Origin of the sequence: Corynebacterium sp. KPL2850, assembly GCF_040225855.1 — a bacterium.
Taxonomy (GTDB): Bacteria; Actinomycetota; Actinomycetes; order Mycobacteriales; family Mycobacteriaceae; genus Corynebacterium.
Genome location: NZ_JBEHFV010000022.1, coordinates 11,926 through 30,739, shown reverse-complemented (window position 1 = coordinate 30,739; position 18,814 = coordinate 11,926). Strand labels below are relative to the sequence as shown.

Here is an 18,814-nt window from a genome sequence, read left to right as displayed (position 1 = left end):
AACGGGGACTAGAGTGTGGTCATGCCAGAAAACATCCTCGAGCGCTTTCGCCCCCAAGTGGCGCAGTGGTTCCAGGACGTTTTTGCCGCTCCCACCGCGGTACAAGCCCAGGCTTGGGACAAGATTTCCCGCGGGGATCATGCCCTGATGGTTGCCCCCACCGGTTCTGGTAAGACGCTCGCGGCATTTTTATGGGCGCTAAACAACCTCGTGGAGCGCGAAGGACAACTGGCCCTGCCGGTAGGAAACACCGCAGGCTCCGCAACGGGCGTGCGGGTGCTGTATATATCGCCGCTCAAGGCGCTCGGCGTGGATGTGGAAAATAACCTGCGGGCGCCGCTGACCGGCATTGCCCGGACCGCGGAAAAGCTGGGGCTGGAGGCGCCGAATATTTCCGTGGGCGTGCGCTCGGGCGATACACCCTCAGCAGAGCGCTCCCGGCAGGTGCGCAAGCCACCGGATATCCTCATTACCACCCCGGAATCGGCGTATTTGATGCTGACCTCAAAGGCGGCGGGGATTTTGAAAACCGTCGATACCGTCATCATCGATGAAATCCACGCGCTGGCCGGCACCAAACGCGGCGCCCACCTCGCCCTGACGCTGGAGCGCCTACAAGAAATTGCGGGCGACTTTCAGCGCATCGGGCTTTCTGCCACGGTGCGCCCGCTTTCGGCCGTCTCGGATTTCTTAGGCGGCAATCGCCCGGTGGAAATCGTGGCGCCGGAGGCCCACAAGAAGTGGGACCTGGACGTGCGCGTGCCGGTAGAGGATATGTCGGATCTTCCCACGCCGGAGGCGGGCTCGACCATCGGGGAGCTCACCGTCGATGATGCCATCGGCATTACCAGCGGGCCGGAAGGCAGCGGGGATGGCATGGAGGATTTCGGCGGGGAAGAAGACACCGCGCTGCCCACCGCGAACTCCATCTGGCCGTTTATTACCCAAGACCTCTACGCGGACATCATGGCGCATCGCTCCACGCTGGTCTTTGTGAACTCGCGGCGCAGTGCCGAGCGCCTGACCAGCCGCCTCAACGAGTTATACGCGCAGGAATATGACCCGGATTCGCTCTCGCCGGAAACCCGGCGCGATCCCGCCCAGCTGATGGCGCATTCGCACGTTGCGGGCAAGGCACCGGCGGTTATCGCGCGGGCGCACCACGGCTCGGTGTCCAAGGACGAGCGCGCCATGACGGAAACGATGCTAAAGGAAGGCACACTGAAGGCCGTGGTGGCCACGAGCTCTCTGGAGCTGGGCATCGACATGGGCGCGGTGGATTTGGTGGTACAGGTGGAATCACCGCCCTCGGTGGCCTCGGGCCTGCAGCGCGTGGGCCGCGCCGGGCACCATGTGGGAGCGGTATCGCACGGCGCGTTTTATCCCAAGCACCGCGCGGACCTGGTGCAATCCACGCTGACGGTTGCGCGCATGCGCGGCGGCATGATTGAGAAGATGCATACCCCGCGCAACCCGCTGGACGTGCTCGCGCAGCAGACCGTGGCGGCGGTGGCCGCAGCGGGCGAGGAGGGCTTAAGCGCGGATGACTGGTATGACATCGTCAAGCGCAGCCATCCTTACCGCGAACTGGCCCGCGAGGTCTATGATTCCGTGATCGATCTGGTCAGCGGCGTCTACCCGTCCACGGATTTTGCGGAACTGAAACCCCGCGTGGTGTATGACCGCGTATCCGGGGTGATGACCCCGCGGCCGGGGGCGCAGCGCGTGGCCGTGACCAGTGGTGGCACCATCCCGGATAGGGGAATGTTTGGCGTCTTTCTCTACAGCGGTGGGGAGTCTGGGAAGGCCCCGCGCCGGGTGGGCGAGCTTGATGAGGAGATGGTCTACGAATCTCGCGTGGGCGATGTCTTTACCCTGGGCGCGACCAGCTGGCGCATCGAGGAGATTACACGCGATCAGGTCCTGGTCACGCCCGCGCCGGGGCATACGGGCCGGCTACCATTTTGGAATGGCGATGGCGCCGGGCGCCCCTATGAGCTGGGCCAGGCCTTGGGCGAGTACCGCCGCGAGGTAAATACGGACCCGAGCATTATCGCGGACGCCGACGACAATGCCCGCAGTAATATCTTGTCCTACCTGCGCGAGCAGCAGGAGGCCACCGGCATTATTCCGGATGAAAAGACGCTCGTGCTCGAGCGCTTCAAGGATGAGTTGGGGGACTGGCGCGTGGTGCTGCACACGCCCTTTGGCCGGCCGGTTAATTCCGCCTGGGCCCTGGCAGTGGGCGCGCGCGTGGGGGAGCGCACCGGCATGGACCCGCAGGCGGTGGCCGGCGATGATGGCATCGTGCTGCGCCTGCCCGAGGGCGAGGCCGATCCCGATGGCACGATTTTTGCCTTCGACGCCGACGATATTGCCGATGTCGTGGCCGAGCAGGTGGGCAATTCCGCCCTCTTTGCCTCCCGCTTCCGCGAATGCGCGGCCCGCGCGCTGCTTTTGCCCCGCCGTAATCCCGGCAAGCGCGCCCCGCTGTGGCAGCAGCGCCAGCGCGCCGAGCAGCTTTTGGATGTTGCCCGTAAGTACCCATCCTTTCCCATCATTTTGGAAACGGTGCGCGAGTGCGTGCAGGACGTCTATGATGTGCCGGCGCTGCAGGAGGTCATGCGCGATCTGGGGCACCGCCGCGTGCGCATCGCAGAGGTCACCACGGATCAGCCTTCGCCCTTTGCCTCTTCGCTGCTGTTTAATTACACCGGCGCCTTCATGCACGAGGGCGATTCCCCGCTGGCGGAAAAGCGGGCGGCGGCGCTCGCCCTTGATCCGGCGCTTTTGGCCAAGCTGCTCGGCACGGTGGAGCTGCGCGAGCTCTTGGATCCCGCGATCATCGATGAGGTCCATACCCAGCTGCAGCGCACCGCACCCTCGCGCCGGGCGCGCACCACCGAGGAAGTCGCGGATCTCCTGCGCGTGCTGGGCCCCATCCCGGTCGAAGAGCTGGGCGAGCATACGGATGTTCCCCTGGCCGCCCTGGATAGCCTGGGCTCGCGGATTATGCGGGTGCGCATCGGCGGGCGCGAGCACCTTGCCCAGTCCCAGGATGCGGCGCTGCTTCGCGATGCCCTCGGTATCCCCATTCCTCCCGGCATCCCCGCCCAGGTCGCCACGCTTGCCGATGCCCTCCCACAGCTCATCAGCCGCTGGGCGCGCACCCGCGGCCCGTTCGTGCTCGCGGACCTAACCGCTGCCTTCGGCATTTCCGTATCCGCAGCACACACCACCCTGGCCGGACTCGATTCGATTGTGGAGGGCCACTACCGGCAGGGCATCGATGAGCAAGAGTACTGCGCCGCCGAGGTGCTAAAGACCATTCGCTCGCGCTCGCTCGCAGCCGCGCGTGCGGATACCGAGCCGGTCTCTGGCGCCGCCTTCGCCCGCTTCCTCCCAGAATGGCACGGTATTGCGCCCGCCGGGAAGCGGCCGGCACTGCGCGGTGCCGATGGAGTATTTTCTGCTATCGAGCAGCTCGCCGGGGTGCGCCTGCCGGCCTCTGCCTGGGAATCCATCATTCTGCCCGCCCGCGTGGGGGATTATTCGCCCCGCATGCTGGATGAACTGACCGCCAATGGTGAGGTGATGATCCTCGGCGCCGGAAAGGCCGGGGCAGCCGACCCGTGGGTGATGCTGCTGCCTACCGATTACGCCGCCCAGCTCGCCCCCGAAACCGATCCGGAGGGCGTAAGCATGCTGCAGCGCGCCATTTTAGGCGTGCTCGAGCGCGGTGGCGGCTTCCTCTTTTCCGATATCGCCGCCGAGGTCCCCGGTACCGCCGAAGAGACTCGCGAGGCCCTCTGGGGGCTGGTGGAAATGGGCCTGGCCAGCCCGGATTCCTTCGCGCCCATCCGCACGCGCTTATCGTCAGGCGGGCGAGGGGCTTCCCGCGCTGGCCGCGGCTCTACCGCCCACCGCTCCAAGCGGCGCCCCACGCGCTCGCGGCTGCGCATGGGACGCACCTCGTTCGCCCAGACCCAGAACGCCTCTGGCGGTACCGGCCAGACCCCGCCCGATATGCTCGGCCGGTGGTCGCTGGCTGTGCCCGCCGCCCAAGATGCCACCTCGCGGTCCGTGGCGCACGGCGAGGCCTGGCTGGATCGCTACGGCGTGGTCACCCGCGGCTCCGTGGTGGCTGAGGACGTCCTCGGTGGCTTCGCGCTGGCCTATAAGGTGCTTTCCGGCTTTGAGGAATCCGGCAAGGCCATGCGCGGCTATGTCATTGAGGATCTCGGCGCCGCGCAATTTTCCACCCCGGCTATTATCGATCGCCTCCGCGGCCTGGCGGATTCCCCCGATGTCACCGGCTGGCCGTCTGGCACCACCGATCCAGAAACCTTCGTGCTCGCCGCCGTGGATCCCGCTAACCCCTACGGCGCGGCGTTACCCTGGCCGCAGCGCGACGATGCCGATGGCAAAGCCACCGGCGGGCCGGCCCGCTCCGCCGGGGCACTGGTCGTGCTGTGCGATGGCCTCCCCATCGCCCACCTCACCCGCGGCGGCAAGACCTTGACCACGTTCATCGACGCCCTGCCCGATGGAATTGAGACCACCGACGTCTACGCCCGCCTCCTGTCCTCGCTCGTAGAACTCATCGCCGCCGGGCACATGTCGCCGCTGGTGATTGAGAAGTGCAATGGCAACCCCATCCACCACACCTCAGCGGCTAATATCCTGCGCTCGCTCGGGGCAGGCATTACCCCAAAGGGCATACGCATTGCCGGGCAGGCTGCGCCGCCGCGCGTTCCGCGCCGCGGGGCGCGGGACGGCTCACCGGACGACTCGCGGGGTAACTCACGTGATGGCTCGAGCGGTGGCCTGCGCGGCGGCGGTCTGCGCGGCGGCAGGCGTGCCTCCGAAGCTATCGAGGAGCTCAGCTTCGACGATCCACCTCCGCCCCCGCCACCCCGCAGTTCCGGTGGCTTCCGCCCGCGCGGCGGGTACCGTCGCTAGCGCCACCTGCCTGCAGGTGTATTTTGGTGGGGCCACTGTGTCTGAGTCCGACGGAAGGAGGCCATTCCCATGCCCGAAGGCGATTCCGTCCTACAACTTTCGCGCCGCCTGCAGTTTATGGCCGGGCGCGAGGTCACCGGCTGTTCCGTCCGCGTGCCGCAGCACGCTACCGTTAACCTCACCGGCACCATCTGTGAGCGCGTGTGGCCCTATGGCAAGCACCTCTTCATGCAATTCGACCAGACCATCGTGCATACCCACCTAAAGATGGAGGGCACCTGGGCCATCCACTACGCCGGCGACCGCTGGCGCAAGCCCGGCCATAGCGCGCGCATCGTGCTGCAATTAGCCCATTCACCGCGCGATATTGAACTCGTGGGCCACTGGTTGGGTTTTGTCGATATCTTCGACGCAGATCAGTACTTTAGCCGCATCGCGCACCTTGGCCCAGATATCTTGGACCCCGACTGGGACCGCGAGGAGGCGCTGCGCCGTTTACGCGCGCGACCCGATCGGAGCATCGGCACGGCGCTTTTGGACCAGAAGGTCGTTGCGGGCATTGGCAATGAATACCGCGCCGAAATCTGCTTCCTCGCCGGCGTTCACCCGGCCACACCGGTGGCAGAGGTGGATGTGGAACAGGTAGTGGACATCGGCAAGCGCATCATGTGGGCCAACCGCAACTCGCCCATTCGCGTGACTACAGGAGTGCGCCGCGCCGGGGAGACTACCTATGTTTTTGGGCGCAATCGCAAGCGCTGTCGGCGTTGCGGCACCATCATCCAGAAGGATTCCCTGGGCGGCGTTGACCGCGGTGGGGACGAGGGCGAATTAGAGCGCATCATCTGGTTCTGCCCGCACTGCCAGCCGCTCTAAGGTTCCTTTACGCTTTTCGCGCTAAGCTGGTGGGCATGCGATCACTACTAAATCTTGTATTTAATATCATCTGGCTACTCTCCGGCGGCATCGTTCTTGCGCTGGGTTACTTCCTCTTCGGCATCATCGCCTGTATCTTCATCGTGACGATTCCGGCGGGCGTGGCCTCGTTCCGCATGGGCCAGTTCGCGCTGTGGCCGTTCGGCCGCTCCGTGGTTGAGCCCCGCAAGGGCACCGGCGGGATGTCTGGCATCTCTAATGTCATTTGGTTCGTTATCGCTGGCCTGTGGCTATCCATTGGCCACGTCGTTACCGCGGTTATCCAGGCGATTACCATCATCGGTATCCCCGTTGCCTGGGCCAACCTCAAGATGATCCCAGTGACCTGCTTCCCCTTCGGCCGCAAGGTCGTTAGCTCGAAGAATATCCCGTCCGGCTGGCAGCCCATGGTGAAGCTGTAAATTCACCTAGCCTGAGAGCGCCTGGCCCGAAGTGACATGTTGCTTCGCGGCTGGGCGCTTTAGTGATCTGTGGCGCTTAGGCACGAAAATGTCCAAAACAACCGCATTTGTCTGAATTTGAGGGCCGATTTTTCAAGAACGCGGTTGTTTTGGACACTTTTACGTGCCCGAGGCGCATGACCCGGGCACGGGCCGGAGCTAACGGTTGGCGCGATACCAGCCGATGAGCTTATCGGTGGACTGGTCGCCGGAATCTACCTCTTGGCTGCCGGAGACGGCGGGGGCCAAGTCATTGGCCTGCTGCTTGCCCAGCTCCACGCCCCATTGGTCGAAGGAGTTGATATCCCAGATGATGCCTTGGGTAAAGACGATGTGCTCGTAGAGCGCGATGAGCGCGCCCAGGGTGGAGGGGGTAAGCTCCTCGGCCATAATCGTGGTGGTGGGGCGGTTGCCCGGCATGACCTTGTGCGGCACGAGGTCTTCCTCAACGCCTTCGGCAGCGATTTCTTCGGCCGTCTTGCCAAAGGCCAGCACCTTTGTTTGGGCGAAGAAATTGCCCATGAGCAGGTCATGCATCGAGCCGGTGCCGTCCGCGGTGGGGAAGTCCTCCTTGGGGCGGGCAAAGCCGATGAAGTCCGCTGGGATGAGGCGGGTGCCCTGATGCATGAGCTGGTAGAAGGCGTGCTGGCCGTTGGTGCCCGGCTCGCCCCAGTAAATCTCGCCGGTATTTCCAGTGGTCACCGCGGTGCCATCGCGGCGCACGGACTTGCCGTTGGATTCCATGGTCAGCTGTTGCAGGTAGGCCGGGAAGCGGCCGAGATCCTGCGAGTAGGGCAGAACGGCGTGGGTTTGGGCGCCGAAGAAATTGGTGTACCAGATGCCCAGCAAGCCCATGAGTACGGGCACATTGCGCTCTAGCGGGGTGGTGCGGAAGTGCTCATCCATGGCGTGGAAGCCTTCCAAAAAGCGCATGAAGTCCATCGGGCCAATGGTGCACATCAAGGACAGGCCAATGGCGGAATCGAGGGAGTAGCGCCCGCCCACCCAATTCCAGAACGGGAACATGTTGTCCGTATCGATGCCGAATTTCTCCACCTGCTCCGCATTGGTGGATACGGCCACGAAGTGCTTGGCTACGGCGGATTCATCGCCATTGAATTGTTCGATGAGCCAGCGGCGGGCCGCGTGGGCGTTGGTCAGGGTTTCCTGGGTGGTAAAGGTCTTGGAGGAGACGATAAAGAGGGTGGAGCCGGCATCGAGCCCGTCCAAGGTGGCGGCCATATCGGCGGGATCCACGTTGGAGACGAACTCCGCGGAAATGCCTGCCACCTCATAGGAGCGCAGGGCTTGTGCGGCCATGGCGGGGCCGAGGTCGGAACCCCCGATGCCGATATTGACCACCTTTTTAATGGTGTGGCCGGTATGCCCCAACCAGGAGCCAGAGCGCAGGGCGGTAGCGAAATCGCGCATGCGGCCCAGGACCTCGTGGACATCGGCGGCGACATCTTGGCCATCGACGTGCAAGTCATCTTCTACCGGCAGGCGCAGCGCGGTGTGCAGCACGGCGCGATCCTCGGTGTTGTTGAGGTGCTTTCCTGCAAACATGGCATCGCGACGGCCTTCCACATCGGCGGCGCGGGCTACCTCGACCAGGTGCTGGAGGACGTCTTCATCGATAAGGTTTTTGGATAAATCCACGTGCAGGCCGGCGGCGTCGAAGGTGTAGTTCTCGGCGCGGTTTGCGTCTGCGGCGAAGAGTTCGCGCAGGCGCATGTCCTGCTTATCTTCATAAACCTTGACCAGGTCTTTCCACTGGGACGATGCGGTGATATCCATGGCAATTGGCCTTTCTGGCGACGAGCGCATTGGCAATGTGTACCCCTCCCACCGTAGTCGAGAATGAGTGCCAACGGCACCGTGAGAAGTGTGGCTTTTAGAGCATGAGCGCGCCCGCCCAGCCGGCGATGAGAAGTGGGATATTGAAGTGGATAAAGGTGGGGATGACCGAGTCGCGGATGTGATCGTGTTGGCCATCGGCGCCGAGGCCGGCGGTGGGGCCGAGGGTGGAATCGGAGGCGGGGGAGCCGGCATCGCCAAGCGCGCCTGCCGTACCGATAAGCGCCACCGTGGCCGCGGGGCTAAAGCCGAGCGAGGCGCACAGGGGAACGTAGATAACGGAGATGATGGGCAGGGTGGAAAAGGACGAGCCGATGCCCATGGTGACCACCAGGCCGACCAAGAGCATGGCGCCTGCGGAGAGGAACTTATTGGTGCCAAAGAGGTTGGCGGTGGCATCGACAAGCGGGCCGACTTCCTCTGTCGCCGTCATGACAGAAGCAAAGCCCTGCGCGGTGATCATGATAAAGCCGATAAGGGCCATCATTTTCATGCCGTTGGTAAATACGTCATCGGCGTGCTTCCAATCCACCGCGCCGGAGATGAGCAAGATGCCCAGGCCGGTCAGGGCGCCGACGAGCAGGCCATCGGATTCGAAATCGAGCGCCTGCATGATGATTTGGACGGCGAAGGTGGCGATAATCGCCAGGATGGAAACCCAGATTTTATACCGCGAGGGCGTTTCCTGGTGCTCTTCGGCGGCAATGGGCCGATCCTCGTACTCGCGTGGGGCGCGGTAGCTGAAAAAGATGGCGATGAGCAGGCCGGCGAGCATGCCCAAGGCGGGGATGGCCATGACCTGCATAATATTGATTTCGGAGGTATCCAGGCCGGCCTCTTCGATATTGAATAGCAGGATATCGTTTAAATAGATGGACCCGAAGCCCACCGGAATGAACATGTAGGTGGTGATAAGGCCGAAGGTCAGGCACGTGGTGATAAGCCGGCGATCCAGCTTGAGCTTATTCATCACCGCCAAAAGCGGCGGGACGAGCAGCGGGATGAAGGCAATGTGGACGGGGATGAGGTTCTGGCTCATCACGGCCATGGCGATAAGGCCAATAACGAGCATCCACTTGGTGGTGGCCGCGGCCTTGGGATCTAATTCGCCGGTGCCGCCGAGCTTGGCGATGAGAAAGTTGGCCAGGATCTGCGGCAGTCCAGCGGAGGCAACACCCATCGCGAAGGCGCCCAAGAGGGCATAGCTTAAGGCAATCTTGGCGCCGCCACCGAGCCCGTCCTGGAAGGCGAGCATGGTGGCATCCAGGCCCATGCCGGATAGCAGGCCGCCGACGATTGCGCCGATGAAAAGCGCCACCACCACGTGCACGCGCAAGAGGGCGAGCGTGAGCATGACGATGACGGCGATGAGTACTGCGTTCATGCCCCGAAAGCGTACTGCATAGTATGGGCTAGCCCGTAATTAATCCGAGGGCTTGAGTGGTGGCCTTACCCCAAGCGGCCGCGACCCATGCGCAGTAGGGCAGAGGCGATGGTGGGGCCTTCCTCACCAAGCTCCGCGCGGAATTCATTGAGGATGGCGATCTCGCGGGTGTGTACCAAGCGCGTGCCGCCGGAGCTCATGCGGGTGCGGCCCACCGCGCGGGAGACCTCGGTGCGGCGCTTGACCGCATCCAAGATGATCTGATCCAGGCGGTTGATTTCCTCGCGATACTGCTGGATTTCCGCATCAGATAGGGGATCATCCGTGCCGGTGGGCATGCGGATATCCAAGCCATTGTTAACGATGGATTCATTATCTTCAGCGGTCATGGTCCCTTATTGTGCCACTTCGCCGTGTCATCGTGCTACTTGGTCAGGGTTTTGGAAAGCGCAGTGTATGCCGCAAGTACCGGCCATGTCCGGTGGGGCTAGTAGGTTGGTAGGCATTATGACGAATAACTCTCCATTTAGCCCAACTTCTACCCCGCGCGAACCCGCATCCGGCACTACCTCCCGCGGCGGCTTTTCCCCTAGCCAGCCCGAACAGCAGAACCCTTTTGGCAGCACGCCCAGGCCCGCGGAATCCGATCCTTTAACCCAAGGTTTGAACCCGCAGCAATTAGAGGCGGTCACCCATACCGGCAGGCCCCTGCTGATCGTCGCCGGCGCGGGTTCTGGCAAGACCGCGGTGCTTACCCGCCGCATCGCGTACCTCATGCGCCACCGCGGGGTAAACCCGTGGGAAATCCTCGCCATTACCTTTACCAATAAGGCCGCCGCGGAGATGAAGGAGCGCGTTGGCTCCCTAGTGGGACCGGTGGCCGAGCGCATGTGGGTATCCACCTTCCACTCCATCTGCGTGCGCATCCTGCGCCAGAACGCGCAGCTCGTGCCGGGCCTTAATACCAACTTCACCATTTATGATGGCGACGATGCCCGCCGACTTCTATCCATGATTGCCAAGGACATGCAGCTGGATCTGAAGAAATACACCCCGCGCGTGCTGGCGAACCAGATCTCCAACCACAAAAACGAACTCGTGGGCCCGGCCGAGGCGGCAGACAAGGCGCAGCAGACCAAGAATCCCTTTGAGACAACCGTGTCGGATGTCTACGCCGAGTACCAGCGCCGCCTGCGCGCGGCCAATGCGGTGGACTTCGACGACCTCATCGGGGAAGTAGTGCGCATCTTCACCGAGCACAAGCAGGTTGTGGAGTTTTATCGCCGGCGGTTTAAGCACGTGCTTATTGATGAGTATCAGGACACCAACCACGCCCAGTACGCGCTGGTAGCAGCGCTCGTGGGCAAGGGCGAGCTGGGGCCCGATGCCCCAGAGTTGTGCGTGGTGGGTGATTCCGATCAGTCCATTTATGCCTTCCGCGGCGCCACCATCCGCAATATCGAGGAATTCGAGCGCGACTACCCGCAGGCGCACACCATCTTATTGGAGCAGAACTATCGCTCCACGCAGACCATCTTGAACGCGGCTAATGCCGTGATTGCGAAAAACGAGAACCGCCGGGAGAAAAACCTGTGGACCGCGCATGGTGATGGCGAATCCATCGTGGGGTATGTGGCGGATAACGAACACGATGAAGCCCGTTTTATCGCCGCAGAGATCGACGCGCTGGCGGATAAGGGCCACAGCTATTCCGATATCGCCGTGATGTACCGGACCAATAATGCCTCCCGCGCTCTGGAGGATATCTTCATTCGCTCCGGCATCCCCTATAAGGTCGTGGGCGGGACACGTTTTTATGAACGCCGCGAAATCCGCGATATGGTGGCCTACCTGCGCATTATGGATAACCCCGACGATACGGTGAGCCTGCGCCGCATCATCAATGTTCCCAAGCGCGCCATCGGCGATAAGGCTCAGGGCCAGATTGCCCTGCACGCGGAAAACCAGGGGATAAGCTTTGGCAAGGCGCTTGCCGATGTCCCCCAGGGCGACGTCCCCGGCCTTGGCACCCGCGCCGTCAATGCCGTTACCAAATTCAACGACATGATGGACGGCATCCGCGCACAAATCCCAGGCATGCGCGATGAAGTGACCGGCCAGCCCGATTTGGGCGAATTGCTCACCGCCATCCTGGATGCCACCGGCTACAAGGCGGAGTTAGAAAATTCCAACGATCCGCAGGACGGCGCGCGTCTTGATAACCTCAATGAGCTGGTCTCCGTGGCCCGCGAATTTACCTCGGAGGCCGCCAACCAGATGGCCGCCGCTGGTGCGGATGCCGTCGATCCCAATGAGCTATTAGAAGAAGGCGAAGCCGCGCCGGGCTCGTTGCAAGCCTTTTTGGAGAAGGTCTCCCTAGTTGCGGATGCGGATCAGATTCCGGATTCTGAGACCGGGGTAGTAACCATGATGACCCTGCATACGGCGAAGGGCTTGGAGTTTCCCGTCGTCTTTGTCGCCGGTTGGGAGGACGGCCAATTCCCGCACATGCGCTCGCTGGGTAACCCGAAGGAATTGAGCGAAGAGCGCCGCCTGGCGTATGTGGGTATCACTCGCGCCCGCGAAAAGTTGTACCTCACGCGCGCCATCTTGCGCTCTGCGTGGGGCAATCCGGTAACCAATCCCGCCAGTCGCTTCCTCGCCGAGATCCCAGAGGATCTCATCGACTGGCGGCGAGAGGATTCCGATAGTGACCTCACCGGTTCCTGGGGAGCCGATGACTATCAGTATGGCCGGAGCTATCGCCGCGGTTCTAGCGGCGGCTATTCCGGTGGTGGGGGTGCTGGGTTTGGCCAGCGCGCTACGTCTTCCCCTTCGCAACGCACTCGCCAGCCTGCAGCTAATTCCATGCCGAAGAATAAGAACCTCAACCTTGCGGTAGGAGACCGTGTCAACCACGCGAAGTACGGGCTCGGAACCGTGATTGAAACGGCCGGTTCCGGTGCCCGCGCCACGGTGACCGTGGACTTTGGTTCCTCCGGCAAGGTGCGGCTCATGCTCATCGGCGGCGTGCCGATGGAAAAGCTCTAGACCGAAATCCCGCGTTCGTCGAACCAGCCCACTGGGTCAACGGCTGCGCCGCCGCCTGGGTGAATTTCGAAGTGCAGGTGCGGGCCGGTGGAGTGGCCCTCACTGCCGATATCCGCAATGTGGTCGCCGGCCGAAACGTGGTCGCCCACGTTGACGCGCAGCGAGTTGGCGGGCATGTGGCCGTAGACAGAGATGCTGCCATCGACGTGCTGGATGCGAATCCAGTTGCCAAAGCCTTGTGCCGGGCCGGAGTTAATGACTGTGCCGTCCATGACGGAGTGGATCGGTGTGCCGACTGGGTTAGCTACGTCGATGCCGTTGTGCATCGCGCCCCAGCGCATGCCGAAGCCTGAAGTCAACGTGCCGGAGGTGGGGAAGACCACCGTATTACCAGATGCGTCCTTGCCACGCTCAGGGGTGAGGCCGGAGCGGTCTCCCTCGGGAGCGAAGGCCTCTCCCAGGCCAGGAACGGAGGAAGGGTCTAAGACGATGTTGACCCCGCCGGAGTCATTCTGGCTAAGTTTCGGGGTGGCATCGCCGTTGAGCACACCAACGGCGGTATTTGCGAGGCCGACGGCGGCGTCGATAACGCCCGCGTTGTCGACGTTGGTGGCTTGGGGCTCAGAGGAGCCATTGGAAACGTCCACGCTGGCCACTGGATCAGCAGCAAAAGCGGAGGTGCCGGTAGCAAAAACGGTGCCAAGCGTGATGATGCTTAGCGCTACATTCCTGCGTGCACGGTTCATGCGCTTCATAAGTTTAAGTCCTTTTCATGGCTGTGCATGGTCTCGAGGCGTGCAAACCTTAAAGGTTTGGCGTCTTTCAACTGCCCCCTGCGACACGCCGGGGAATGGAAATACCCCATTTGGCGTTCGCTTGTGGCAACGAGTTAAAAGTTAGCCTGCCCATGGGTGCCGCGCAATCTGGAAAAATGCTGGTAGAAACCACGATCATTCGAAAAGTTTCGAACATGCCAGCTTGTTGCGCGTGTTACGAAAGTGGCTAAAGTTGCAGGTTTGAAGTACTGGTTTAAGCTCTGGGGGTAGCTATCGGGGGGTAGGGTGGTTTGAGCGCTGGGGAAGGACCGTAAAAAGCCGTCTACCTGCGACAAGGCCCTGTACTGGACTCGGCTGAAAGCGTCTTGTGGCCCCGTCGGGCGGGGCCATCCCTAAGGGCGCTAGAAAGGGAGCTGACTGCTAAATTTCTGCAGTTGCTGTTGAATTTGTGGGCCGAAAGCGTTGACCGCACCGATTCCTATACCGATGGCCAGTGCGCCCGCAAGGGCACCGATGATCCCCCAGAACTGCGGCTTGGAAGAGAGGGAATCAGCAACCGGTGGCTGGTGATCTGTCGCGTCTTCAGCGTCTATGAGGTGGGCTTGAGAGTGATCTGAGGTGGAGCCTAAGGGCAAGCAATCTGCCAGCTCTTCGATAGTATAAAAAGTTGAGTCGGCGGTAATGGGCTCACAGCCATCGTGGAATGGGATTTCCTTTTCGTTGTAGAGCATCCGCACGAGGGTCTCTCCGCGATCATTTTGGAATGCGTCCCATTGAATATTCGCGCCCATCGGCGAGACGGCATCACCACGCCATGCGGAGTTATCCCAGCTGTATAAATCTTCCTCTGGGACACCGTGCTCGGAACCGGGCAGCTTCAGTAACGCGGCAAGCGGGATGATGGTCTCGGCGTGGCCGAAGCGATAATTGGCGGCTACCTCGCCGCCAGCAGCGCGGTCCTCAACGTTTCTAATCATCTCTTCGAGCAGTGGTTCGTAGTTGTCGTAGGCAACTGTCTGGCCCTGGATAGCCGGGCCTTTCTCGTAGAAGTCTTCTACGTCAAGCAGGTACGCGAAGGTCGGTCCGTTAGTATCGTCCATGTACTCATCAAAGATCCACCCCTCCGCCGGGGCCTTTTCCTCGTGCTCCAAAGCTGGAGCGATGATGTATAGGTTGTAAAACTGCAAGGCGGCATCGACGATGCCTTCAACGGATTTATCGTCCTTTTCTCGGGCGGAAAAGTGAATGGAACCATCTGCTAAAGCATTGATAAATTCCGGCGCAAAAATCTTAGCCAGTAAGCTGCGTGCAGCCTGTTGTGACTCTGGCTTGGCGTAGGCCTGTTGTACCTTTTCCTGTAAAACCTGAGAGTCCTTCCACTCCGTATAGCGCTGATAGGATGCAGCGTTTTTATCCTTGTGTGCGTACATCAGGTCAGGGCGTGCGGCGATGTTGACGTGGCCGTCTGTCATTTCATCATCCAAGTGCTCAGCCAGTGCGGGAGACTGTTCCAGTAGACCTTCCCCGAAGTTCCACCCAGAGTCATTGGCGCGGTCCTCTCCTGAGGAAGTAAAGCTCACCTTGAGGTCTTCGGCAGCAATCGATCCCAGTAGCTCCGCATTGCGTTGTGCATTGCGCTTGCCGATGCCCCCGAGCTCTTCTCGTCCCACTTCCGTCAGGTTTCCATAACCGGCTTCTTGGCCAGGGCCACCGGATAGCTCTTGGTTTACCGTTATCATGGCCTCCACTTGCGGGATGAGCTTTGTGCCGAGCTCGGTGAGCTGACCGCGTTGTTGGGCATACTCCAGCATCTGCTGTGCGAGGTCGTCGTATTTAAAGCTTGATAGCCCGCGGGATCCGTGGCGATCTACCGTTGAGGTGTAAATCTGGTGAAACCCACTGGGGGCTTCGGCGTAGCTTGATCCCTGTGGCTGGTAATGCTGCTTGGTGGAGTAGTAGGTGGTGCCTTCGGAAGCTAGAGCTGGTGCGGGCGCGAGGGCACAGCTAAGGGCAGTGATGAGGGAGAGAGTGCGTGTCCGCATATGAGTATTCCTTGTGGAGGGCTGGATAAAAAGACAGCTGACAGCTTAAGGGCCGCATCTTGCAATCACATGGCATGTAGGTAAATTGCGGGAATACTTTTCGGCCCTAGGCGGTGTGTACGACGCGTTGGCGAACGGGGTTTGATTTTTGCGGCTGCGAGCGAGCGGAGGTGGATGGGGCCGGTAGGTATAGCAAAAGCGCCGCAGAGGATATCTGCGGCGCTTGAACAAGAAGGAAAGAAGGCTCTTAGAGCTGGATGCCTCGCTCGGCCAGCCATGCCTGTGGGTCAACGGCGTCACCGGAGTTCGGGTGAACCTCGAAGTGGAGGTGGGAACCGGTGGAGAAGCCCATGGAACCCATGCCAGCGATCTTCTGGCCTGCGTGCACGTGTTCGCCCACGGCAACGTCGAGGGTCTGCATGTGGCCGTATACGGTCATGGTGCCGTCATCGTGGAGGATGCGGATCCACTGGCCGTAGCCGGAGGCTGGGCCGGAATCGATAACGGTGCCGTCCATGATGGAAAGGATGGGGGTTCCGATGGCGTTGGCGATGTCAACGCCGGAGTGGAACGAACCCCAGCGCGGGCCGAAGCCAGAGGTGAAGGCGCCTTCAGCGGGGCGGGCAATGGAAGGGGCGCGAGCTGCAAGGTCCTCGGCGGCGCGGTCAGCGGAAGCCTGGATGGACTTGCTCAGCTGGTCAACTAGGTTGGTGACCGGCTTTGCCTCAGCCACGTTGAGGATCTGCGGCGCAGCATCGGAGGAACCGGCTGGGGCGTCATTAACCTCGGAAGTATCAGCGGCAAGCTTGTAGTCGACAGACTGCGTCGTGGTGGTGGTAGATGCAGTGTTGTCGGACTCAACGTTTGCGGCAGCTGCGCCGCCTACGCCGGCGGTGGACACGGCACCGGCTGCAACGGTCATGACTGCGATACGACCCTTGGTGGTCTGCGAGGTGACAATCTTGCGATGGCGGCCGGCGCCACGCTGAACTTTGCTTCGCATTAAATCTTCTTTCGTGTCTTTCACAATCTTCAAAAAGAGCGTTACATCGTCTCTGGGTTAGTTACGAGATTGTGACCTTCTTGTTACCAACGAGATGTAACAGTAGCGTCTCAAAAAGATAACAGCAAGCCAAAAGTGAATATTTTCTCGCGCTGGTCTGGAATAAGCCTACATGCAGGCAACTTCTGGAGAATTTTACGCATAGTGCGATATAAATCTCTTAAAACCAAGCCCCCGTGGTAGCCCCGAAGCTGTAACAGTGCGCCTTCGGAGCCGGTTGCGGAGGCGCCGTGGCGTGAAATTACTGTGGCCAGTGGGGGATAAGGGGGAAAACTTCATTCCTTATATATATGTCTACAGTAGTTACTGAAGAACTCCACGGTGATTTTGGAAGTGCCTCGTCGCGCCACCCCGCTACCGCGCGCAAAAGGTGGCAAAGTGGACGCCGATGAACAAGAACACCAGCCCCCAATCTCGGTCAACGCCCCGCCCGCGTAGCCAGGCGCGGGGCCGGACAGTGCAGACAGAGCGCGCCCCTCGTGCGCCCCACGCCACCGCGACGCAAAAGCCGCACAATTCCGCAGAGCGCGTCGCGCGCAAAGCCGGGTCGAAGGCGAAGGCCCGTCGCACTCCGGCCCCGCTGACGAAAGCGGGGCGCATCCGCCAATTATTCATGTCGGCGGCCCTGCCGAATATTATTGTTGTCCTTATTATTGTGGCGCTCGCTTTTGGCGCGCTCTTGCTCTTTGGATCGCCCCTCGCATGGTTGCCCACCATCGTGGCGGAAGCGTGGATGGTCTTTAACCTCGCGCCGGTATCGGCGGCCGGGGTGGACCTGTCGTTCTTGCCTGCCTTGCCCGCCCTCATCCTCGCCACGGTGGTGGCGGTGCGCGTGCGCGCCGCGGTAAAACACAAAGTCAGCGTGAAGGACCTAGCCATACTCGTCGCCTGCGTGGTTGGCGTCCCCGTGGTGTTGACCTGCATTGCCTGGGTGATGCTGTGGGATGCCGGCAAGGTCTTTGACGTTTCCCCGCCCAACCTAGCTGCCGCGCTGGCCCGGGTTATCGTGGTGCACTTGGCCGCGATGGCAGCGGGCATGGGTACCCGCTTGTGGCGCGCCTTGGCTAAGCGCTATGGCGCCCCGCCGCTGCTTGTCGATGCCGCCCTTATTGCCCTGCGCTACCTCGCCTACCTCGCCATTGGCGCGGCGGTAGTCTTCGTGCTGGTCTTCATCGTCAACTTCTCGCGCCAAGGGGAGATGATGGATGAGTACCCTTCCATCTCTGGGCTGGGAATTTTCACCCTCATCTTGTTGAGCCTGCTGTATATTCCTAATGCCATCGTCAGCACCGGAGCAGTGCTGGTGGGGTCGGAGTTTTCGGCAGGAGAAGCGCAGGTAAGCCTTTTTAGCACCCACCTTGTTCCGCTGCCGCCGCTGCCGATTACCGGTGGCATTCCGGCCTCCTCGCCGGGGTGGGCGGTTGTGTTCATGGTGGTTCCCCTCATCGCGGCGACGCTGTCCTTGTATAAGAAGCGCCCATCCTTCCAGAAGGTGCTTGCAGCTACGGTGGCTACCGCGGTCATCATGTTCTTCGCGTGCTACCTGGTCAGCGGCACGCTGGGCTATTACGGCCACACCGGCCCGCACCTGTGGACCGCTGCCGGCCTTGCCGCGTTGTGGTTCGCCGTCGTCGGTTTGGCCGTCGCGGCAGCCTTTGCGTTCATGACTTGGCGGGACGCTCGTGCAGCCGAGGCGGAGGCAGAGTCCGCGGAGGCGGAGGCTACCGGGGAGGATTCAGGCGGTACCGAAGAGTCGGCGGAAGATTCCGCTGCAGAGGACACCGCTGACGCAGAGCAGTCTGATGCAGAACCGTCTGACACGGACAAGGCCGATGCAGAAAATACTGAAGCCGACGATGCTGATGCCGAATCTGGGGAAAGCGAATCCGACGAGGATGAATCGAGTGATGGCGACGCCGCTGAGTCCGCTGCGGAGGATACGGCTGAAGCGGATGACGAGGACACTGCAGCAGACGCAAAGGATGCAGAAGTCGGGGACGACGCAGCCGCAGAATCCACGGACGGCGCAGGCTCAGCCGAGGACGAGGTTATCGATGCGGAAGTCGTCGAGGACGGTGCTGATGGCGCTGCCGGCGCTGGCGGCGGAGACGCCGATGACACGGAGGACGCCGCGGCTGATGGTGGGGAAGAAGGGGCATCGGAAAGCAGCGAGCGCGAAGCGGCTGAAGACCCCGAAATCCTGGAAGGCGAACTCGTGCAAGAGGACGCAGATGAGGGCGATACTGACGCGGCAGATTCTTCTGAAAGCGGGAAGAGGGACTAGGCTATAGCGCGTGACTTCA

11 protein-coding genes are annotated in these 18,814 nt (G+C 61.6%); 5 read left to right on the top strand and 6 right to left on the bottom strand.

The annotated features are described in order from the left end of the window. The first annotated feature begins 21 nt into the window (after positions 1 to 21). The 3 genes from ABRP93_RS08310 (at position 22) to ABRP93_RS08300 (ending at position 6,299) form a co-directional block, all read left to right on the top strand. Positions 22 to 4,962: an Lhr family ATP-dependent helicase gene (locus ABRP93_RS08310; RefSeq protein WP_349887618.1), complete on the top strand. Its 4,941-nt coding sequence runs from the start codon at positions 22 to 24 to the stop codon at positions 4,960 to 4,962. A 69-nt stretch (positions 4,963 to 5,031) separates the two neighbouring features. Then, a complete protein-coding gene (locus ABRP93_RS08305; RefSeq protein WP_349868592.1) occupies positions 5,032 to 5,838 on the top strand; it encodes a DNA-formamidopyrimidine glycosylase family protein in 807 nt (268 codons plus the stop codon). A gap of 35 nt (positions 5,839 to 5,873) precedes the next feature. Further along, positions 5,874 to 6,299 (top strand): YccF domain-containing protein, encoded by a 426-nt coding sequence (locus ABRP93_RS08300; protein WP_005279887.1) that lies wholly within the window; start codon positions 5,874 to 5,876, stop codon positions 6,297 to 6,299. Positions 6,300 to 6,497: 198 nt separating this feature from the next. Here ABRP93_RS08300 and pgi read toward each other — a convergent pair whose 3' ends face one another. The 3 genes from pgi to ABRP93_RS08285 form a co-directional block, all read right to left on the bottom strand. After that, positions 6,498 to 8,135 carry a glucose-6-phosphate isomerase gene (gene pgi / locus ABRP93_RS08295; protein WP_349887617.1) on the bottom strand — a complete coding sequence of 546 codons (1,638 nt, stop codon included), beginning with the start codon at positions 8,133 to 8,135 and terminating at the stop codon, positions 6,498 to 6,500. 97 nt (positions 8,136 to 8,232) lie between these two features. Continuing rightward, positions 8,233 to 9,579, bottom strand: a complete 1,347-nt coding sequence (locus tag ABRP93_RS08290) for a Na+/H+ antiporter family protein (protein ID WP_349887616.1) — start codon at positions 9,577 to 9,579, stop codon at positions 8,233 to 8,235. 65 nt (positions 9,580 to 9,644) lie between these two features. Next, entirely contained in the window at positions 9,645 to 9,968 is a 324-nt protein-coding gene (locus tag ABRP93_RS08285) for a chorismate mutase (RefSeq protein WP_349887614.1), read from the bottom strand. 118 nt (positions 9,969 to 10,086) lie between these two features. Between ABRP93_RS08285 and pcrA the strand changes: the two genes are divergently transcribed. Beyond that, complete coding sequence (gene pcrA, locus ABRP93_RS08280; protein ID WP_349887612.1) at positions 10,087 to 12,630, top strand: DNA helicase PcrA; 2,544 nt, start codon at positions 10,087 to 10,089, stop codon at positions 12,628 to 12,630. On the opposite strand, the gene ABRP93_RS08275 is transcribed toward pcrA, so the two are convergent. From ABRP93_RS08275 to ABRP93_RS08265, 3 genes are all read right to left on the bottom strand, one after another. Continuing rightward, on the bottom strand, positions 12,627 to 13,385 hold the full coding sequence (locus ABRP93_RS08275) for a M23 family metallopeptidase (protein ID WP_023025924.1): 759 nt from the start codon (positions 13,383 to 13,385) through the stop codon (positions 12,627 to 12,629). The two genes, pcrA and ABRP93_RS08275, sit on opposite strands and share 4 nt — an antisense overlap. A gap of 422 nt (positions 13,386 to 13,807) precedes the next feature. Next, positions 13,808 to 15,448 carry a histidine-type phosphatase gene (locus ABRP93_RS08270; RefSeq protein WP_349887611.1) on the bottom strand — a complete coding sequence of 547 codons (1,641 nt, stop codon included), beginning with the start codon at positions 15,446 to 15,448 and terminating at the stop codon, positions 13,808 to 13,810. 247 nt (positions 15,449 to 15,695) lie between these two features. Continuing rightward, the gene (locus ABRP93_RS08265) at positions 15,696 to 16,451 is read right to left on the bottom strand and encodes a M23 family metallopeptidase (protein ID WP_023025928.1); all 756 of its coding nucleotides are present in this window, start codon (positions 16,449 to 16,451) and stop codon (positions 15,696 to 15,698) included. Between the two features lie 517 nt (positions 16,452 to 16,968). On the opposite strand from ABRP93_RS08265, the gene ABRP93_RS08260 reads away from it, so the two are divergent. Further along, entirely contained in the window at positions 16,969 to 18,795 is a 1,827-nt protein-coding gene (locus ABRP93_RS08260) for a cell division protein PerM (protein ID WP_349887610.1), read from the top strand. The last annotated feature ends 19 nt before the right edge of the window (positions 18,796 to 18,814 follow it).

Excerpts from the sequence above, each read along its gene's own strand:
- ABRP93_RS08310 (WP_349887618.1), top strand. The coding sequence starts at position 22 with ATGCCAGAAAACATCCTCGAGCGCTTTCGCCCCCAAGTGGCGCAGTGG.
- ABRP93_RS08305 (WP_349868592.1), top strand. The coding sequence starts at position 5,032 with ATGCCCGAAGGCGATTCCGTCCTACAACTTTCGCGCCGCCTGCAGTTT.
- ABRP93_RS08300 (WP_005279887.1), top strand. The coding sequence starts at position 5,874 with ATGCGATCACTACTAAATCTTGTATTTAATATCATCTGGCTACTCTCC.
- pgi (WP_349887617.1), bottom strand. The coding sequence starts at position 8,135 with ATGGATATCACCGCATCGTCCCAGTGGAAAGACCTGGTCAAGGTTTAT.
- ABRP93_RS08290 (WP_349887616.1), bottom strand. The coding sequence starts at position 9,579 with ATGAACGCAGTACTCATCGCCGTCATCGTCATGCTCACGCTCGCCCTC.
- ABRP93_RS08285 (WP_349887614.1), bottom strand. The coding sequence starts at position 9,968 with ATGACCGCTGAAGATAATGAATCCATCGTTAACAATGGCTTGGATATC.
- pcrA (WP_349887612.1), top strand. The coding sequence starts at position 10,087 with ATGACGAATAACTCTCCATTTAGCCCAACTTCTACCCCGCGCGAACCC.
- ABRP93_RS08275 (WP_023025924.1), bottom strand. The coding sequence starts at position 13,385 with ATGAAGCGCATGAACCGTGCACGCAGGAATGTAGCGCTAAGCATCATC.
- ABRP93_RS08270 (WP_349887611.1), bottom strand. The coding sequence starts at position 15,448 with ATGCGGACACGCACTCTCTCCCTCATCACTGCCCTTAGCTGTGCCCTC.
- ABRP93_RS08265 (WP_023025928.1), bottom strand. The coding sequence starts at position 16,451 with ATGCGAAGCAAAGTTCAGCGTGGCGCCGGCCGCCATCGCAAGATTGTC.